We start from the raw sequence: 17663 nt of genomic DNA on the forward strand, positions 1-17663 counted from the left end.
GCTGCATCGGTGTACACGCGCGCCCCGTCGGGGCGTTGGCGCGTCTCGGACGGGGCCCCACACTAACGGTACGGATAACCGCGATGGCGCCGAGCGCTCGAACGGGGCGGTGGCCGGGCGGGGGTGGAGCCGCGGCGGGCACGGCGATGGCCCGTCGCCTGCGGGCCGGGTGCAGGCGACGGGCCATGGTCGGTCGTGGTCCGGATGTTCGGTTGTCAGGAGGGTCGGACGGTCCGGGGGTTCCGGGGTTGCCGGGTGCTCCGGATGCTCCGGATATTCCTGCGGGGAGGCGTTCCGCGGTCGCGGTGTTCCGCGGCGGGACGGTGGCCTTCGTCCGGACGGCCCGCTTCGGACGGCGGCCTGCCTCAGACGGCGGCTTTCTTCAGACGGCGCCGTTCACGCTCCGAGAGGCCGCCCCAGATGCCGAAGCGCTCGTCGTTGGAAAGGGCATATTCAAGGCATTCGGACCGGACCTCACAGGCGAGACAGACCTTCTTGGCCTCGCGGGTGGATCCGCCCTTCTCGGGGAAGAAGGACTCGGGATCGGTCTGGGCGCACAGTGCGCGCTCCTGCCAGCCGAGTTCCTCGTCCGCGTCCTCGACCAGCAGTTGCTGGAACAGCTCGGTCATGTGCGCCCCTCGTCTGTCTCTTGCGTCCCGTGATGCGGCCGTTACTGATTGCGGCCGAACGACACGAGTGAAATTACAAGTGTGTAGCTCCAGGCCAGTCAAGCGAAGATCTGCTATCGGCCCCGGTATTCACCCTGCGGAACCAAGCGTATGCGGAAAGTGTGCAAATCACCAAAAACCTGACATATGCCATGGGTCTCGTCGCGCCCCCGCTTCTCACTGAGTGAGACGACCGGGGCCACCTCGATGTTGCGATTCGATCACCGAAGCGACCGAGATCACATTCGGGTCACGACGCCTCAACGACGTTTGCGGGCGCGGCTGATGCGCCACATCTCCGGCGCGGCGGCTGCATAAACCTTTCACCACCTCCGGTAACCGGATGAGGTGAAACATTACCCCCAAATCGGGCATCAGGTTGACAGCGGAGGATCGAGCCGGTCTCCTTTAATGCATGCCAGCGACCGCCGCGATGTACGTCACCCACGTCCGTGGGTTCCGCACCGCTGTCCAGGCGCGCTGTTGCTGTTCCAGCTGTCACAGCTGTTGATGCCCCCAGGGCGCCGGCTCTGACCCAGCTCCTCTCGCAGAACCTCTCCGCAGCGCTTTCCGCAGGTTTTCCGCCCTGCATCGTCCTCCGCGCGGCCGAGGCTCTCCGGTCTCCGTGACACCCCCGCACACGCACCTCCCAGGCCGAGGAACCACCTCATCCATGAACAGCAACAGCGACCTCCAGATCGCCGGCGACATCCTCGAAGTCCAGCACCTCCTCCGGCCCGCCCGCGAGCACCCCGCCACCGTGGCCGAGTTCGTCGGGCTCGCCCGCACCATCGCCGCCGACCGCGCGCAGTGGGAGCCGCTCGTCCGGTACGACACCACCACCCGCTGGTACCACCGGCTGCGTACGGGGCCCGGCTACGAGGTCTGGCTGCTCAGCTGGGTGCCCGGCCAGGGCAGCGGGCTCCACGATCACGGCCCGTCCTCCGGCGTGCTGACCGTCCTGGAAGGCAGGCTGACCGAACGCACCGAGCGCGCCACCCGGGCCCTGGGCTCCGGCGAGCAGCGGGTCTTCGCGCCCGGGTATGTGCACGAAGTGGTCAACGACTCGCTCGAACCGGCCGTCAGTCTGCACATCTACTACCCGGGACTGACAGAGATGCCGATGCACGCGGCGCAGTGCGCCCCGGCGGCCGTGGATGTCGTACCCGCCTGACAAACTGCTGTGCATGCGCATTGTGGTTCTGGCCGGCGGTATCGGTGGTGCTCGTTTTCTGCGTGGCCTCAAGCAGGCCGCGCCGGACGCGGACATCACGGTGATCGGCAACACCGGTGACGACATCCATCTGTTCGGGCTGAAGGTCTGCCCCGACCTCGACACCGTGATGTACACCCTCGGCGGTGGCATCAACGAGGAGCAGGGCTGGGGGCGTACGGACGAGAGCTTCCACGTCAAGGAGGAGCTCGCGGCGTACGGCGTGGGGCCGGAGTGGTTCGGCCTCGGCGACCGCGACTTCGCGACGCACATCGTCCGTACGCAGATGCTGGGCGCGGGCTATCCGCTCAGCGCGGTCACCGAGGCGCTCTGCGCGCGCTGGAAGCCGGGGGTCCGGCTGCTGCCGATGTCCGACGACCGGGTCGAGACGCATGTCGCCGTCGACATGGACGGCGAGCGCAGGGCGATCCACTTCCAGGAGTACTGGGTGAAGCTGCGTGCCTCGGTCGAGGCGCAGGCGATCGTGCCGGTCGGCGCCGAGCAGGCGAAGCCGGCTCCGGGAGTGCTGGAGGCCATCGCCGAGGCCGATGTGATCCTCTTCCCGCCGTCCAACCCCGTGGTGTCGGTGGGGACGATCCTCGCCGTGCCCGGGATCCGGGAGGCCATCGCCGAGGCCGGGGTGCCGGTCGTCGGCCTCTCCCCCATCGTCGGTGACGCGCCCGTGCGCGGCATGGCGGACAAGGTGCTCGCCGCGGTGGGCGTCGAGTCGACGGCCGCGGCCGTGGCCACGCACTACGGCTCCGGGCTGCTCGACGGATGGCTCGTCGACACGGTGGACGCCGGGGCGGTCGGCGAGGTGGAGGCCGCGGGCATCCGCTGCCGTTCCGTGCCGCTGATGATGACCGATGTCGACGCGACGGCCGAGATGGCCCGGCAGGCCCTGGCGCTGGCCGGGGAGGTACGGGCGTGAGCGCCGGCGAGGCACCCTCCTACCGCGTCTGGGCGCTGCCCGGGATGCCCGAGGTGCGGGCCGGGGACGACCTGGCGAAGCTGATCGCCTCGACCGGTCCCGGGCTGGTCGACGGCGATGTCCTGCTGGTCACCTCGAAGATAGTCTCCAAGGCGGAGGGCCGGATCGTCGAGGCGCCCGACCGCGAGGCGGCGATCGACGCCGAGACGGTACGGGTGGTGGCGCGTCGCGGCATGCTGCGGATCGTCGAGAACCGGCAGGGTCTGGTCCTGGCCGCGGCCGGGGTCGATGCCTCCAACACCCCCGCCGGTACGGTGCTGTTGCTGCCCGAGGACGCCGACGCCTCGGCGCGCGCGATCCGTGACGGGCTGCGGGAGACGCTCGGCGTCGAGGTCGGGGTCGTCGTCACGGATACCTTCGGGCGCCCGTGGCGCAACGGTCTGACCGATGTGGCGATCGGGGCGGCCGGGGTCCGGGTGCTGGACGATCTGCGCGGCGGCACCGACGCGCACGGCAATCCGCTGAGCGCCACCGTGGTCGCCACCGCCGACGAGCTGGCCTCGGCCGGTGATCTGGTCAAGGGCAAGGTGGAGGGGCTGCCGGTCGCGGTCGTGCGGGGGCTCGGCCATGTCCTGGACGCCGCCGACGCCGAAGGTGCCCGGGCGATGGTGCGGGTCGCGGCCGACGACATGTTCCGGCTCGGTACGTCGGAGGCGGTGCGGGAGGCGGTGACGCTGCGGCGTACGGTCCGCGAGTTCACCGACGATCCGGTGGACCCGGGGGCGGTGCGGCGGGCGGTGGCCGCGGCGGTGACGGCGCCCGCGCCGCATCACACGACGCCGTGGCGGTTCGTCCTGCTGGAGTCCGAGGAGTCGCGGACCCGGCTGCTCGACGCGATGCGGGACGCGTGGATCGCGGATCTGCGTCGGGACGGGAAGAGCGAGGAGTCGATCGCCAAGCGGGTGCGGCGGGGCGATGTGCTGCGCCGGGCGCCGTATCTGGTGGTGCCGTGTCTGGTGATGGACGGCTCCCACACGTACGGGGACGAGCGGCGGGACGCCGCGGAGCGCGAGATGTTCGTGGTTGCCGCCGGAGCGGGCATCCAGAACTTCCTGGTGGCGCTGGCGGGCGAGCAGTTCGGCACGGCGTGGGTGTCGTCGACGATGTTCTGCCGCTCCGTGGTGCGCGAGGTGCTGGAGCTGCCGGAGAGCTGGGATCCGCTCGGTGCGGTGGCGGTGGGGCGCGCGGCGGCCGAACCCGCGGCGCGGGCGGGGCGGGACGCCGAGGGGTTCATCGAGGTGCGCTGAGGCGGGAGCGGGGTTCCGGGGCTTTTGTGCGTGAGCCGCCTGGCCCGGAGGCCGGGGCTCCCGGGGCTTCCGTACATGAGCCGCCTGGCCCGGAGGCCGGGGCTACCGGGGCCCCCGTACATGAGCCGCCTGGCCCGGAGGCCGGGGCTCCCGGGGCTCCCGTACATGAGCAGCCTGGCCCGGAGGCCGGGGCTACCGGGGCCCCCGTACATGAGCAGCCTGGCCCGGGCGGGGGCCTGCTACAGGCGGGCGATGTCGCCGCGGGTCATGCGTGGGGCCCGGCGGGCCGGGGTGTGGCCCGACAGCAGGATGAGGCGGGTCGCCCGGTGGCGCTGGCCCTCGTAGGGGGCGAGCAGGGCCAGCATCTCCTCGTCGTCGGCGTCCCTGTTGCCCGCCAGGGCGTGCCCGACGATGCCGGGGAGGTGGAGATCGCCGACCGTGACCGCGTCCGCCGCACCGTTCGAGCGCTGGAGCGTCTCGGCGGAGGTCCAGGGTCCGATGCCGGGGATCAGCTCCAGTCGGGCGATGGCCTGCGGCAGCTCCATGGCCGCTGCCTCCTCCATGCGGCGGGCCACCCGTACCGCGCGCAGGATCGTGCCCGAGCGTTTGGCGTCGACGCCCGCGCGGTGCCATTCCCAGGACGGGATCAGGGACCACGTGCGGGCGTCCGGCATGACGTGCAGGCCCAGCGCGGTGAACGCGGCGTGGTCCGTGGGGCCGGGCGCCGGGGTGCCGTGCTTGCGGACCAGGAGCCGCCAGGCGCGGTAGGCCTCGTCGGTGGTGACCTTCTGTTCCAGGATCGACGGGATCAGGGACTCCATGACCAGGCCGGTGCGCAGCAGGCGCAGGCCGGGGCGGTGGTGCCGGGTCAGGGCGAGCAGGCGGTGGCGCGGGTGGAAGGCGTCCGGGTCGTCCGTCGCGCCGAGCAGCGTCGGGAGCCGGTCCAGCAGCCACGGTGCGCCGGGGCCCCAGGCCGCCGCCTCGATCCGGCCGCCCCGGGCGGTGAGGCGGAGGGTGCCGGGGCCCGCGGGCGTGCGGCTGGCCCGCCAGACCGTGCCGTCCCCGGTCATCCGGTAGGTGGGGTCGGCGGGGCCCCGGCGCAGCGGGCCGACGACCAGGCGCAGATCGAAGGGGCCGGGCGGGGTCCACTCACGGGTCAGCGCGTCCGCCGCCGGAGCCGCCGCCTGGTGCGGGACTGCCGCGCGAGGGGTGCTGCGGGGGGCGAATCGTCCTGCCACGGTGAGGTCCTCGGTCGTCGGGGTGCCTGTCGAGGGTAAGCGCTGCGGCCGGTGTCCGGCTGTCCGTCGGCCCGCGCGGTTCCGCGATCCGCGATCCGCGATCCGCTCCGGGCTTCACCGGCCCGCGTCGGCTGTTCGCCGACGAAGAGGTCGGCCAGGACGTCGGCCGAGAAGTCCGCCGAGCCGTCGGCTATTCGTCGGAGGAGAAGCGGACGGCCGCGTCCGGGAGGACCGCCCCGCACCAGACGCGGATGCCGTCGCGCAGTTCGTTGTCGGCGCCGACCCGGGCCCCGTCCCCGATGACCGCGCCCGTGAGCACCGTACGGCTGCCGATCCGGGCACCGGCTCCGACCAGGGAGTCCTTGATCACGGCCGCCGGCTCGACGACCGCGCCGGCCAGTATCACGGAACCGTCGATCCGGGCCCCCGCGCCGATCAGGGCACCCTCCGCCACCACCGTACCGCCGCTGATCTTGGCGTCGTCGGAGACGGAAGCGGTCGGCAGCACCAGCCTCTCGCCGCAGCGGCCGGGCACGGCCGGGGACGGGGCGCGGCCCAGGACCAGATCGGCGGAGCCGCGTACGAATGCCTGCGGGGTGCCGAGGTCCAGCCAGTAGGTGGAGTCGACCATGCCCTGGAGGTGCGCTCCGGCGGCGAGCAGTCCGGGGAAGGTCTCGCGCTCGACGGAGACCGGGCGGCCGGCCGGGATGGTGTCGATGACCGAGCGGCGGAAGATGTACGCCCCGGCGTTGATCTGGTCGGTGACGATCTCCTCGGGCGTCTGGGGCTTCTCCAGGAACGCGGTGACCCTGCCGCTGTCGTCGGTCGGTACGAGTCCGAAGGCGCGCGGGTCCTCCACGCGGGTGAGGTGGAGGGAGACATCCGCGCCGGAGTCGGCGTGCGAGGCGACCAGAGCCCGGATGTCCAGGCCGGTGAGGATGTCGCCGTTGAAGATGAGCACCGGGTCGTCCGGGCCCGAGGTCAGCCGGGACGCGACATTGCGTATCGCCCCGCCGGTGCCGAGCGGTTCGTGTTCGGTGACGTACTCGATGTGCAGGCCGAGCGACGAGCCGTCGCCGAAGTACGGTTCGAAGACCTCTGCCAGGTACGACGTCGCGAGCACGATGTGCTCGACCCCGGCGGCCCGGGCGCGCGCCAACTGGTGGGTGAGGAACGGAACGCCCGCTGCCGGAACCATGGGCTTGGGCGTGTGCACCGTGAGCGGGCGCAGCCGGGTTCCCTTCCCGCCGACCAGGAGGATCGCTTCTTTTGCCTCTGTCACAGCACTGACTCTGCTTCCTGCTGGGGCCTGGCCTGGTTTCGGCTGGCCAGTGTATGCAGACCGGTTCGGTCGTCCCCGGTCAGCGGCCCACAGCGGTCCGCAGCAGCTTCCCGTTCCGTTCAGCGGCCCTGGAGCTTGGCGGAGCTGGTCCGGGCCGAGCCGAGTTTCTTGTAGAGACGCGCTCCGGGGCATTCGGTTGCGAAGCCGTCGCGGTGACCGGAGATGACGTTCAGTTTGACCTTCTTGCCCTTCTTGTACTTGTTGCTGCCGCCGGAGACGAGGGTGACCTTGCCGCGCGGGTTGGCGCCGAACAGCCCGAGCTTCCAGGCGGTGAGCTTCGCGACGGCGTTCACCGCGGCGGCGGGCGGGTTCGACTTGGTGAAGGTGCCGAGCACCGCGATGCCCATGCTGTTGGTGTTGAAGCCCAGCGTGTGCGCTCCCAGGACGGCCTTCGTCACGCCCCCCGCCCGTCCTTCGTAGATGTTTCCGCACTTGTCGACGGCGAAGTTGTAGCCGATGTCGCGCCAGCCGCTGCTCTTGACGTGGTAGCGGTAGATGCCGCGCAGGACCGAGGGCGCCTGGGAGCACTTGTAGTTGTTGCCCGTGGCGCTGTGGTGGATGAAGGCCGCCTTGACCTTGCCGGTGTAGACGAACTTGCGTTCCCTGAGCTTCTCGTCGGCGCCCCAGCCCTTGCGGGTGACGATGCGCGGGCGGGGGCCGATGTACGGCTGGGCGCCGGGTGCCAGGCCGGCTTCCGCCTCGCCCTGCGCCTCGGACCGCGCCTTGCTCAGGGCCGGGAGCACGCTCGGGGCGAGGGCCGCGGTGCGTCCGTCCTCGGTGGCGGCGGCCTGGGCGCCCGCCGCGGACAGGGCCCCCGCCGCGGCTGCCGCGCCCGCCGCCGCTCCGGTGCCCGCCCCGGCCCCGGTGCCCGCCCCGTTCGCGTCGCCGGTCTCGGGGAGCTGCTGCGGGTCCTTGCCGGGGTCGACGAGTTCGAGGCGCAGTCCGGCGGGCAGCGGTACGGCGTGGCCGGTCCGGTCCTGCGGGTCCGGGGCCTCGGGGCGTACCCGGACCTCGACGGCGTCCGAGTCGCCGACCCAGAGCGGGGCGGTGGAGCCCCGTACGGCACCGGACTCGCGCTCGGCGGTGCCGGGGTCCGCGGAGTGCTCGGCGTTGTGCGTCTCCAGGTCCTGCCAGTCCGACCAGGTGCCGGTGCCGGTCGCGCGGGTGCGGACCTGGACGGTGCCGTGGAGCTCGGTGTCGGCGTCGTCCCAGACGACGCCGACCAGGGAGAAGGGGTGGACCTCGCGCGCGGGCAGCCCCTGCTCGGGGGCGGCCGCGCGGGTGGGTTCGCCGGTGGACCGGTCGGACGATGCCGACAGGGTCCGCATCGGCAGGGACTGCGTCGAGCCCGGTACGTCGACGGGCTCGGCGGACTCGGCCGGGACGGTGCGGGTGTCGGGGGCGGCGCCCGCGGGCACGGCCAGCGGCAGTGCGAGTACGGCCGCGCAGGTGACACCGATCGAGGATGCAATGAAGGCACGCATACGAGTAATCCTGGGCATACACCTGCAACTCCGGCCACCCGGATGTATCCGCGCAATTGACGGCCCGTCTGCCGAACCGGTGCAGCAGGCACCCTTCCCTCCCGCCGGGCCCGCCGCCGCCGCGTAATCTTGCGCGGATGAACGCCACCGACCGAACCCCTGCCGACCTGCTGCGTTCCGCGCTCGCCGCGGACCCGGCCCGCCCCCTGGTCACTTTCTACGACGACGCCACCGGAGAACGCGTCGAACTGTCGGTGGCCACCTTCGCCAATTGGGTGGCCAAGACCGCCAATCTCCTCCAGGGCGATCTCGCCGCCGAGCCCGGCGACCGGCTGGCACTGCTGCTGCCCGCGCACTGGCAGTCCGCGGTCTGGCTGCTCGCCTGCTCCTCGGTCGGTGTGATCGCCGATGTGCAGGGTGACCCGGCCGGCGCCGACCTCGTCGTCAGCGGCCCGGACACCCTGGAGGCCGCCCGGGGCTGTCGCGGCGAGCGGGTCGCCCTGGCGCTGCGCCCGCTGGGCGGCAGGTTCCCGCAGGCGCCCGAGGGCTTCGCGGACTACGCGGTGGAGGTGCCGAGCCAGGGCGACCGGTTCGCGCCGTTCGCGCCGGTGGACCCGGACGCCCCCGCGCTGGCGGTGGGCGGTGTGGAGCTGACGTCGGCGCAGCTGGTGGCGCGGGCCCGCGAGGATGCGGACGCGCTCGGTCTGGCCGCCGGATCGCGGCTGCTCACGGGGCGTTCGTACGACACCTGGGAGGGGCTGAGCGCGGGGCTGTTCGCGCCGCTGGCCGCCGGGGGGTCCGTGGTCCTGTGCCGGTACCTGGACCGGTTGGGCGAGGAAGGACTGGCGAAGCGCGTCGAGAGTGAACGGGTCACCAACAGCGCGGTATGACAACCACCCTGAGGACCACTCGTACGGCCCAAGCCGGGCCGAGTCCTCGGGGCTTCACGTCAACTCCGGTACATGATCGGCGTTACGGACCACCGGAGACACAACCAAGCGTGAGGTTCAGCCGTCTACTTCTGCGACCGGCGGCCCGACGCGCCGCCGAACGTGAAGGATGGACGCAGACGTGAGCGAAAGCGCCGGCCCGCCGGACGAATCCGACGAATCGGCGGCGGGCGGGGACGGGGCGCCACCCGGGGACGGGTCCGGCGCCGCTCCGGAATCCGCGGCCGGACACCGGCACCGCTGGCTGCGCTGGGCCGCGCTCGGCGCCTCGTTCGTCGTCCTGGTCGCGGCGGGCGCCGGCTGGTGGCTGTACAAGAAGCTGGACGGCAACATCAGGACCGACACCTCCGCGGCTGCCGAACTCAAGGTGTACGAACGGGAGCGGCCCGCCTCCGTGGTCCACGACGCGGAGAACATCCTGCTCATCGGCTCGGACAGCCGGGCGGGTGACAACCGCAAGTACGGCCGTGACGACGGCGGCAGCCAGCGCTCGGACACCACGATCCTGCTGCACCTCGCCGCGGACCGGAAGAGCGCCACCGCGATGTCCCTGCCGCGCGATCTGATGGTGTGGATCCCGGCCTGCCACGAGGCGGACGGCACGACCACGAAGAAGCAATTCGCCCAGTTCAACTGGGCCTTCGAGTTCGGCGGCACCGCCTGCACGATCCGTACGGTCGAGAAGATGACCGGCATCAGGATCGACCACCACATGGTCGTCGACTTCAACGGCTTCAAGGACATGGTCGACGCCGTGGACGGGGTCGAGGTCTGCCTGAAGGAGCCGGTCGACGACTCCGACGCCCATCTGAAGCTCCCCGCCGGACGCCAGACGCTCAACGGCGAGCAGGCGCTGGGGTACGTACGGGCCCGCAAGTCAATCGGCAACGGCAGTGACACCGAACGGATGGACCGCCAGCAGCAGTTCCTGGGGGCGCTGGTGAACAAGGTGCAGAGCGACGGCGTCCTGCTCAATCCGACCCGGCTCTACCCGGTGCTGGACGCGGCCACCAAGGCGCTGACCACCGATCCCGGGCTGGACACCCTCAAGGACCTGTACGAGCTGGTGCGCGGGATGCGCAACGTACCGACCGACAAGGTGCAGTTCCTGACGGTGCCCCGGCAGCCGTACGCCGCCAACCGGAACCGGGACGAACTCGTACAGCCCGATGCGAACCGGCTTTTCAAGCGCTTGCGTGAGGACGACCCGGTCGCCGTGGTCCCGGCGGACCGGCTCAAGCATGACGACGAGAAGAACAACAGGAAAAACAATGCCGAGACCGATACTCCGGACGCTTCCGGCCCCACTCCCACACCGACTTATTCGGGCAACAACGCGGCGGCGGACCTGTGCAAGCAGTAAAGCAATTCCCAAGCAGAAGCCGGTGATCGGCGTGTAATGAGCAGTATGACCAGTTGTAAGGACCGTGGAATTTGTCACGCACGTCGCTCTACGCCGAACTGGGCCGATAGTGTGACGCGATCCGGTGCTGCCGGCCTCCTGGCCGCGCACTTCTGGAGCGAAAGATCGAGCGCCTGATCGGGGGAGGCGCCTCGCGTGGCACCGACGGAGGACACAAGCAACCGTGGATGCGCAAAGCCGTGGGCGGGCGGACGGAATCGACCCCGCAGACCAGTGGGTACTCAACCCGCAAACCGGCGATTACGAACTGCGACTGAATCATTCCGGAGGGGATTCGGGAGAGACTTCCCGTACTTCCGGCGCGCGTGTCCCCAATAGCAGAGGGCCTGCCCGGGACAGTGCCGGCGGGCGCGGAAGCGCCTCCCGTGAAGGCAGGGGCGAGCGCCGGAATCCGGCCCACGACGGCCAGGACCCGGGTCCGAAGCGCGAGGTGCCGGGGCAGCGCAGCCGCCGTTCGGCCAACGGCCCGCGCGGCCAGGAGAGTTCCGGCCCGGCGGGGCGCCGCAGCCGCAAGGCCCCCAAGGCCCGCCGCAAGAAGGCACTGCTGTGGACGGGCGGCACGATGGCCTTCGTGCTCGTCGGCCTGTCGGTGGGCGGGTACGCGCTGTACCAGCACTTCAACGGCAACCTGAACACGGTCGACGTGGGCGGGGCCGGCAACAAGAACGTCTTCGACAACGACGCCCCGGTCAACATCCTGATCATCGGTACCGACAAGCGCACCGGCAAGGGCAACGAGGGCTACGGCGACAAGGGCAGTGTGGGCCACGCCGACACCAACATCCTCTTCCACGTCTCCGAGGACCGCACCAACGCGACGGCGCTGAGCATCCCCCGCGACCTGATCACCGACATCCCGGACTGCAAGGTCAAGCAGCCGGACGGTTCGGAGAAGCTCGTTCCCGGCACCGAGAACGTCCGCTTCAACCAGAGCCTCGGCCAGGAGGGCCGTAACGCGGGCTGCACCATGGAGACGGTCAGGGAGATCACCGGCATAAAGGTCGACCACTTCATGATGGTCGACTTCAACGCGGTGAAGGAGCTGTCCACCGCGGTCGGCGGCGTCGAGATCTGCCTGGCCAAGCCGGTCAAGGACCCGGACTCGCACCTGAACCTGCCGGCGGGCGAGCACCGCATCCAGGGCGAGGACGCCCTGGCGTTCGTACGGACCCGGCACAGCTTCGGCAACCACGGCGACCTGGACCGGATCAAGGTCCAGCAGCAGTTCATCGCCTCGATGATCCGGCAGATGCAGTCGGACGACACACTGACCAGCCCGACCAAGCTCTACAAGCTGGCGGACGCGGCGACCAAGGCGCTCACCGTCGACACCGGCATCGGCACCGGGACGAAGCTGGCCTCGCTGGCCCAGGAGCTCAGCAAGGTCAACACGAAGAACATCACGTTCACCACGGTGCCGGTGCTCGACAACCCGGCCGAGAAGACACCGGTCACCGTCGTGCTGAACCCGCCCAAGGCGGACGCGCTGTTCGCGATGATGCGCGACGACACCTCGCTGACCGAGGTGAAGTCGAAGAAGAAGGCCGCGAAGAGCAAGCAGGACGCGCTCCTCAAGGGCTCCAAGGCGGCCGCCGCCGACGTACGCGTCGATGTGTACAACGGCGGCAAGGTCCCCGGCGCCGCGCAGGCGACGGTGGTCTGGCTGCAGAACGAGCAGGGCGTGCTCAAGTCCACGAACAAGGCGAACGCCCCGGCGAAGGTCGCGAAGACGACGCTGGAGTACGCGCCGAACCAGGCGGACCAGGCCCGCGCCCTGGCCGCCATGATGGGCCTGCCCGGCTCCGCCATGAAGAAGGGCACCACGGACGCCGAGGGTCTCCAGGCGATGGTGCTGACGCTGGGGGACGACTTCAAGGGCGCGGGCACTCCCATCACCGGACCGGCGAAGGTGCCGGACGACATTCAGCAAGCGAACGCCGACAAGGCAGAGTGCGCCAAGTGACACCGGGTCACTGCGCAGAACCACGAGTCTGAACAGCAGGGGGGTCCTGGTGGCACGGAGCGGTACGTCCGGGGAGGGGACGCGGCCACGCGTCCGGCAGGCCGGTCAACTCGGCTGGGACGACGGTCTCTACGAGGAGGAACCGGAGCAGGACAAGGGCTCCGGTGAGGACCGGGCCGCCGCCGCGGAGGGAGGGCACCGGCGCGGTGGCCCGAAACGGCGCGCGAAGAAGGGCAAACGCCGGGTGCTCCGCTGGAGCGCGTCGGTTCTCGCGCTGCTCATAATCGGCGGCGCGGGCGCCGGTTACCTCTACATCGAGCACCTCAACGGCAATATCAAGAAGGCCGATCTGACCCTCGGCGACAAGAAGATGGCCGACCACAAGGCCAATGCCGCCGGGCAGACCCCGATGAACATCCTGCTCATCGGCTCGGACGCGCGGGACACCGAGGAGAACCAGAAGCTCGGCGGGGCGAAGGAAACCTTCGGGGCGCCGCCCCTGGCCGACGTACAGATGCTGCTCCATGTCTCCGCCGACCGCAGCAACATGTCGGTGATCAGCATGCCGCGCGACACCATGCTGAAGGTCCCGAAGTGCACCAACCCGGAGACGAAGCACGTCTACCCCGCGAGCACCGGTCTGGAGATCACCAACGAGACGCTCGAGCGCGGCGGTCCCGGTTGCACGGTGGCCACCTGGTACGAGCTCACCGGCATCACCATCGACCACTTCATGATGATCGACTTCTCCGGTGTGATCTCGATGGCCGACGCGATCGGCGGCGTCCCGGTCTGCGTCAAGAGCAATGTCTACTCGCACACCAGCAAGGGCAAGGGCTCCGGGCTGAAGCTGAAGAAGGGCACCACGAAGATCAAGGGCAAGCAGGCCCTCCAGTGGCTGCGTACCCGCTACGGCTTCGAGGACGGCACCGACCTCGGCCGTACCCACGCCCAGCACATGTACATGAACTCGATGGTCCGTGAGCTGCGCAAGGGCACCAAGCTCACCGACCCGGGCAAGCTGATGGACCTGGCCGAAGCGGCGACCGACGCGCTGACGGTCGACAAGGGCGAGCACGGCATCGACTCGGTCAAGAAGCTGTACGACCTCGCGAACGACCTCCAGAAGGTGCCGACCGATCGCATCACCATGACGACGATGCCGAACGTCTACGGCACGGGCGCGCTCAAGGAGCGGGTGCTGCCCAAGCCCGGCGAGGCCGAACAGCTCTTCCAGATGGTCCGCGACGACGTCCCGCTCGACGGCAAGGCGTCCAAGCGCAAGGCACCCGCCGCCAAGAAGCCCACCGCGCCTCCCGCCGAGATCCCGGTGACCGTCCGCAACGGAACGGGTACCGCGACGGACTACGCGGTCAAGGGCCGGGCGACGGCGGTCAAGGACCTGCTGACCGAGAAGGACTTCACACAGACCACGATCGACGCGCAGAACACCGAACCGGCGGCACGCACCGGCATTCTCTTCCCCACCGTCGACATGGAGGGCAACGCCCAGGCGGTCGCCAAGGCGCTCGGCATTCCGCTGACCGCGGTGAAGAGGTCGACCGATGTCTCCGGCATCACGCTGACCGTGGGGGCGGACTGGCGCAAGGACGAGGAGTACCACGCGCCCGCCGCCGAGGAGAAGACCCCGGACAGCGCACGGGCGCTCAACGGCGACGACGAGGCGGCCTGCATGGACATCCAGCCCGGCTTCGGCTGGTAGCGCGCCGCGCACAACGCACCGCGGGGGCCTTCCGGCACATCGGAAGGCCCCCGCGGTGTCCTGGGCTGTCAGACGGTGACGGCCGGCCGGCGGCTGGCGATGACCCTCTTCGCGAGCGAGCGGGGGCTGGTCAGGAAGCCGTACCCCCACGACATGTGCATGGTCGCGAGGGCCACCGGGATCTGTGCCCGCGCCTTCAGCGACAGGCCCTTGCCCGCCGGTACGGACCCGGCGACGATCGCCGCGACATACCCGGCGGGGACGACGAACGCCCACGGGGTGACGGCGGCGCCGGCCACGATGCCCGCCGCGATCGCGCAGACGGCGGTGGGCGGCGCCAGGTAGCGCAGGTTGATCGAGCCGGAGTGGTAACGGGCGACGACGTGGCGCCAGCGGCCGTAGTCCTTGTACTGCTTGGCCAGCGCCCGCACGGAGGGGCGCGGCCGGTACTGCACCTTCAGCTCGGGCGAGAACCAGATCAGGCCGCCGGCCTCACGGATGCGGAAGTTCAGTTCCCAGTCCTGGGCACGGATGAACTCCACGTTGTAGCCGTCCGCCTTCTCCAGCGCCTCGCGGCGGAAGACGCCGAGGTAGACGGTCTCCGCCGGGCCTGCCTGGCCGCCGGTGTGGAAGGCCGCGTTGCCGACGCCGATCTTCGACGTCATGGCCGCGGCGACGGCGTCCTCCCAGGCGTTCTCGCCCTCGGCGTGCATGATGCCGCCGACGTTCTGCGCGCCGGTCTCCTCCAGGAGGCGGACGGCGGTCGCGATGTAGTTCGGCGAGAGCATCCCGTGGCCGTCGACCCGCACCACTATCGGGTGACGGGAGGCCTTGATCGCGGCGTTGAGGGCGGCCGGGGTGCGGACGGTCGGATTGGGAACGGTGTGGACCCGGGGGTCCTCGCGCACCAGCTCCGCGGCGATCTCGTCGGTGCGGTCCGTGGAGGGGCCCAGCGCGATGACCACCTCCATCTCACCTGCGTACTCCTGCTCCAGGATGTGCCGGACGGAGTTCCTGAGATGGCGTTCCTCATCGAGCACCGGCATGATCACGGAGACGGCGGGGTGCTGCGCGGCAGACATGGTGGTCCTCGGGCGGCGCCTGGGGTTTCGCACCCCACCGAGCGGTGTTGTTCGGCCGCCACGTTACCGCGAATGGGGGATACGGGCGCGCCCCGCCGGGTCACACCCCGGGCCATTGATCATATGGACCTACTGTGCGAACGGTCCCCTCGCACCGCGGAGGTCTCCCCCGTGCCCACACCGCACCGCTCCCCCAGTCCGTCGCGTTCCCGTACGGTTCCGCCCCGGCCCAGGTCCAGAAAGCAGGACGAGCGACCACGCTGGGGCATGCGGATGGTGACCGGCCTGTCCGTGCTGGTGCTGGGGGCCGGCGGGGTCGGCCACGCGGTGGTGACCAATCTGGAGAACGGGATCGACCGGATCGACCCGTTCAAGGACATGAAGAACCGGCCGCGCGGCGGCAACGGCATGAACCTGCTGCTGGTGGGTACCGACGGCCGCGACCGGATCAGCCAGGAGGAGAAGCAGGAGTACCGGCTGGGCGGTACTCCCTGCCACTGCACCGACACGATCATGCTGGTGCACCTGTCGGCGGACCGGAAGCGCGCGAGCGTCGTCTCGCTGCCCCGTGACAGCTACGCCGAGATTCCCGAGCACCGGGACCGGACCACCGGTGAGCAGCACTCGGCGCATCCGGTGAAGCTGAACGCCGCCTATGCCGAGGGCGGGCCCAATCTGACCGTGCGGACCGTCGAGCACATGACGGGCGTCAAGATCGACCACTATCTGGAGGTCGACTTCACCAGCTTCATGAAGACCGTCGACAGCTTGGGCGGTGTGAAGATCTGCACGACCCGGCCGCTGAAGGACTCGTACACCGGTCTCGACCTGGCCCCGGGCACCCATGAGCTGAACGGCGGGCAGGCCCTTCAGTACGTACGCTCCCGGCACATCGACGGGGCCGCCGACCTGGGCCGGATGCAGCGCCAGCAGAAGTTCCTGGCTTCGCTGATCGAGCGGGCGACCAGCAGCGGTGTGCTGCTCAACCCGGTGAAGTTCCGGGACGTCGCCTCGACGATGCTCAGCTCGGTGCGGGCCGACAAGGGGTTCGGTACGGAGCAGATGCTGGAGCTCGGCCAGGCGATGCGCGGATTCTCCCCGGCCTCCTCCGAGTTCGCCTCCGTGCCGATGGGGAACGTCTCCTACCCGGTCAACGGCATCGGCTCGACGGTCAAGTGGGACGAGGCCAAGTCGGAGAAGCTCTTCCGGGCGCTGCGCGAGGACAGACCGCTCGCCCCCGCGCGGGCCGGGCGGCCGAAGGCGGAGACGGTCGACGTCGATCCCCGGCAGGTCCGGGTCCAGGTCTACAACGGAACGCCGAAGACCGGGCTCGGCAGGACGGTCGACGCCGCGCTGCGCGCCACCGGCTTCGACACCACGCGCGCCCCGCTCAACGGGGAACCGCGCAGCGTCGAACACACCCTGATCAGCTACGACCCGCGCTGGGACCGGTCCGCGAAGTCACTGGCGGCGGCGCTGCCCGGGGCCGAGCTGCGGGCGGTACCGGGACAGGGGGCCACGATGCGGGTGACGGCGGGCGCGGACTTCGAGGCGGTGCGGCAGGTACGGGCCGAGGAGACGGACGACGGCCGCTTCGACACGGTCACGGGCGACCAGGTGGCCTGCCCGTGACCCCGGCCCCCGGGGCGGGGCCGGTCGGGGACTCGGCCCTCGGGCGGGGCCGGTCGGGGCCCGGTCCTCGGGGAATCGGGCTTCGGGGGCCCGCTCCTCAGGGACTCGGCCCCCGGGGGCTCAGTCCTCGATGCCCTCGGCCGCCCGCTTCTCGCGCAGTTCCTTGATCGCGCGGCGGCGGGCGAGGCGGTGGGTGCGCCGGATCTGCGCCTCCTGGTAGCGCCGCTTGTCGCGCTCCGTCTCCGGGATCACGTGCGGTACGGGGCGCGGCTTGCCGTCCGCGTCGACCGCGGCGAACACCAGATAGGCGCTGCCGACCTGCTGGGCGGGGGTGGATTCGTTCCATCGCTCGGCCATGACCCGGACGCCGACCTCCATCGAGGAGCGGCCGGTCCAGTTCACCTGGGCGCGGACGTGAACGAGATCACCCACGCGGACCGGCTCCAGAAAGACCATCTCGTCCATCGAGGCCGTCACGGCGGGGCCGCCGGAGTGCCGACCGGCCACGGCGCCCGCCGCGTCGTCGACCAGCTTCATGATCACGCCACCGTGCACGGTGCCCAGCAGATTGGTGTCGTTGCCGGTCATGATGTGGCTGAGGGTGGTCCGGGAGGCGGCGGTCGGCTTGCCCGGAATATCGCCCTCCGGGCGCGGGGCCTGATCTGTCATACCGTCCACCTTATGCGGGGGCTTCCGCCCGGCGGCAA

At 70.6% G+C, this 17663-nt stretch carries 14 protein-coding genes; 8 read left to right on the plus strand and 6 right to left on the minus strand.

What is annotated here, in order from left to right:
* Window positions 1–365: 365 nt before the first annotated feature.
* On the minus strand, window positions 366–629 hold the full coding sequence (locus tag ACFVH0_RS05080) for a WhiB family transcriptional regulator (protein ID WP_030927001.1): 264 nt from the start codon (window positions 627–629) through the stop codon (window positions 366–368).
* Window positions 630–1341: 712 nt separating this feature from the next.
* On the opposite strand from ACFVH0_RS05080, the gene ACFVH0_RS05085 reads away from it, so the two are divergent.
* The 3 genes from ACFVH0_RS05085 to ACFVH0_RS05095 are packed head-to-tail and all read left to right on the plus strand — an operon-like array spanning window position 1342 to window position 4119.
* A complete protein-coding gene (locus tag ACFVH0_RS05085) occupies window positions 1342–1842 on the plus strand; it encodes a cysteine dioxygenase (RefSeq protein WP_385818087.1) in 501 nt (166 codons plus the stop codon).
* A 13-nt stretch (window positions 1843–1855) separates the two neighbouring features.
* Window positions 1856–2812, plus strand: coding sequence for a 2-phospho-L-lactate transferase (gene cofD, locus ACFVH0_RS05090; protein ID WP_385818088.1), 957 nt, complete (start codon window positions 1856–1858; stop codon window positions 2810–2812).
* On the plus strand, window positions 2809–4119 hold the full coding sequence (locus ACFVH0_RS05095) for a coenzyme F420-0:L-glutamate ligase (RefSeq protein ID WP_385818090.1): 1311 nt from the start codon (window positions 2809–2811) through the stop codon (window positions 4117–4119). Before cofD ends, ACFVH0_RS05095 begins: the two co-directional genes overlap by 4 nt.
* Window positions 4120–4358: 239 nt before the next feature.
* On the opposite strand, the gene ACFVH0_RS05100 is transcribed toward ACFVH0_RS05095, so the two are convergent.
* The 3 genes from ACFVH0_RS05100 to ACFVH0_RS05110 form a co-directional block, all read right to left on the minus strand.
* A complete protein-coding gene (locus tag ACFVH0_RS05100) occupies window positions 4359–5357 on the minus strand; it encodes a DNA-3-methyladenine glycosylase family protein (protein WP_385818091.1) in 999 nt (332 codons plus the stop codon).
* Window positions 5358–5547: 190 nt separating this feature from the next.
* Entirely contained in the window at window positions 5548–6639 is a 1092-nt protein-coding gene (locus ACFVH0_RS05105) for a sugar phosphate nucleotidyltransferase (RefSeq protein ID WP_385818092.1), read from the minus strand.
* Window positions 6640–6758: 119 nt separating this feature from the next.
* On the minus strand, window positions 6759–8183 hold the full coding sequence (locus ACFVH0_RS05110) for a peptidoglycan recognition protein (protein ID WP_385818093.1): 1425 nt from the start codon (window positions 8181–8183) through the stop codon (window positions 6759–6761).
* 137 nt (window positions 8184–8320) lie between these two features.
* Between ACFVH0_RS05110 and ACFVH0_RS05115 the strand changes: the two genes are divergently transcribed.
* The 4 genes from ACFVH0_RS05115 (at window position 8321) to ACFVH0_RS05130 (ending at window position 14242) form a co-directional block, all read left to right on the plus strand.
* Entirely contained in the window at window positions 8321–9073 is a 753-nt protein-coding gene (locus tag ACFVH0_RS05115) for a TIGR03089 family protein (RefSeq protein WP_385818094.1), read from the plus strand.
* Window positions 9074–9254: 181 nt separating this feature from the next.
* Window positions 9255–10496 (plus strand): LCP family protein, encoded by a 1242-nt coding sequence (locus ACFVH0_RS05120; protein ID WP_385818095.1) that lies wholly within the window; start codon window positions 9255–9257, stop codon window positions 10494–10496.
* A gap of 223 nt (window positions 10497–10719) precedes the next feature.
* On the plus strand, window positions 10720–12519 hold the full coding sequence (locus ACFVH0_RS05125; RefSeq protein ID WP_385818096.1) for an LCP family protein: 1800 nt from the start codon (window positions 10720–10722) through the stop codon (window positions 12517–12519).
* Between the two features lie 49 nt (window positions 12520–12568).
* Window positions 12569–14242, plus strand: coding sequence for an LCP family protein (locus ACFVH0_RS05130; RefSeq protein WP_385818097.1), 1674 nt, complete (start codon window positions 12569–12571; stop codon window positions 14240–14242).
* Window positions 14243–14310: 68 nt separating this feature from the next.
* On the opposite strand, the gene ACFVH0_RS05135 is transcribed toward ACFVH0_RS05130, so the two are convergent.
* Window positions 14311–15324, minus strand: coding sequence for a glycosyltransferase family 2 protein (locus ACFVH0_RS05135; protein WP_385818098.1), 1014 nt, complete (start codon window positions 15322–15324; stop codon window positions 14311–14313).
* 267 nt (window positions 15325–15591) lie between these two features.
* Between ACFVH0_RS05135 and ACFVH0_RS05140 the strand changes: the two genes are divergently transcribed.
* The gene (locus ACFVH0_RS05140) at window positions 15592–16956 is read left to right on the plus strand and encodes an LCP family protein (RefSeq protein WP_385818099.1); all 1365 of its coding nucleotides are present in this window, start codon (window positions 15592–15594) and stop codon (window positions 16954–16956) included.
* 120 nt (window positions 16957–17076) lie between these two features.
* Here the strand turns inward: ACFVH0_RS05140 and ACFVH0_RS05145 are convergent, their stop codons facing one another.
* The gene (locus tag ACFVH0_RS05145) at window positions 17077–17625 is read right to left on the minus strand and encodes an acyl-CoA thioesterase (protein WP_385818100.1); all 549 of its coding nucleotides are present in this window, start codon (window positions 17623–17625) and stop codon (window positions 17077–17079) included.
* Window positions 17626–17663 lie beyond the last annotated feature (38 nt).

This window comes from Streptomyces sp. NPDC127117 (assembly GCF_042677325.1).
GTDB lineage: Bacteria > Actinomycetota > Actinomycetes > Streptomycetales > Streptomycetaceae > Streptomyces.